Annotated in this window: 1 protein-coding gene and 1 pseudogene; both read right to left on the bottom strand. The window is 63.5% G+C overall.

Features of this window, described 5'->3' with window-relative positions; translation table 11 throughout:
- Positions 1–18: 18 nt before the first annotated feature.
- Positions 19–1,086 carry an IS3 family transposase gene (locus IVB32_RS28585; protein WP_247372325.1) on the bottom strand — a complete coding sequence of 356 codons (1,068 nt, stop codon included), beginning with the start codon at positions 1,084–1,086 and terminating at the stop codon, positions 19–21.
- Positions 1,053–1,205, bottom strand: a pseudogene (locus IVB32_RS28580) (transposase); the annotation flags it as partial. The gene IVB32_RS28585 and the pseudogene IVB32_RS28580, both read right to left, overlap by 34 nt.
- Positions 1,206–1,268 lie beyond the last annotated feature (63 nt).

The following is a 1,268-nucleotide window of genomic DNA, read 5'->3' as shown; positions in this document are numbered from 1 at the left end:
TGACCTGCCCCTGAAGTTTCACCCAGTAGCGGTTAGAGTCTCGGCGGATGTTACGCCGTTTGGCGCGGTGTTAGCAACGTGCGATCGGCGGAGCTGGTCGGGGTTGCGCAGCCGATCGCACGTTGCGGTGAGGTAGGCGGCATAGGCCGCAGGAGTCAGATAGCCGAGCGAGGAATGCGGGCGTTGGCCGTTGTAGTCGCCGACCCAATCCGCAATCTTGGCGCGGGCGTGATCGAGGCCGAAGAACAAGGTTTCATTGAGAAGCTCGTCCCGCATCCGGCCGTTGAAGCTTTCACAGAAGCCGTTCTGCATCGGCTTGCCCGGCGCAATGAAGTGCCAGTCGATCTTGTTCTCCTCGGACCAGGCCAGCATGGCATTGCAGGTGAATTCGGTGCCGTTGTCGGAGACGATCATGCCCGGCTTGCCGCGCTGATTGATCAGCGCCGTCAGTTCGCGTGCCACCCGCCGCCCCGGGATCGAGGTGTCGGGGATGGCCGCCAGACATTCCCGGGTCACGTCATCGACGATATTCAGGACCCGGAAGCGACGGCCGCTGGCGAACTGGTCGTGGACAAAATCCAGCGACCACCGGGCGTTCGGCCGAGCCTCGACCAGTATCGGCGCTCGGGTGCCCACGGCGTGCCGGCGGGCCCGGCACTTGCGCACGCTGAGGCCTTCCTCTCGATACAGACGGTAGATCCGATTCCGCCCGGACGGCTCGCCCTGCTGGCGAAGCAGCACGAACAGCCGGCGGTAGCCGAACCGCCGACGGGCATTAGCAAGCTCGCGCAAGTGGCCGCGTAGTTCGGTGTCCGGCGGTCGGCACGATCGGTAGCGAACCATCTTGCGGTCAGCGCCGACGATGCCGCAGGCCCGCCGCTCCGACAGACCCATGACGGCCTGCAGGTGCGCGACGGCTTCGCGCTTGGCGACGGGCCCTACCATTTTTTTGACAAAAGCTCGCGTAGCGCTGCAGCATCCAGCATCTGCTCGGCCAGCAGCTTCTTCAGCTTGGCGTTCTCGTCCTCGAGTTGCCGCAACCGCTTGGCATCGGAGACGTCCAGACCGCCGAACTTCGCCTTCCAATTGTACAGCGTCGCTTCAGAGACGCCATGCTTCCGCGCCAAATCGGCAGCCTTCGCACCTGCCTCATGCTCACGCAGCACGCCAATAATCTGCTCTTCCGTAAACCTGGCTCGCTTCATCTGTCCGTCCTTCAGAAGGCCGGACTCTAACTTCAACTGGAGGAAATCGGCAGGGGCAGGTCA

This window comes from Bradyrhizobium sp. 23 (assembly GCF_023073295.1).
Taxonomy (GTDB): domain Bacteria; phylum Pseudomonadota; class Alphaproteobacteria; order Rhizobiales; family Xanthobacteraceae; genus Bradyrhizobium; species Bradyrhizobium canariense_D.
Note: the sequence above shows the minus strand (reverse complement) of the source record. Positions and strands in the feature narration are given on the sequence as shown.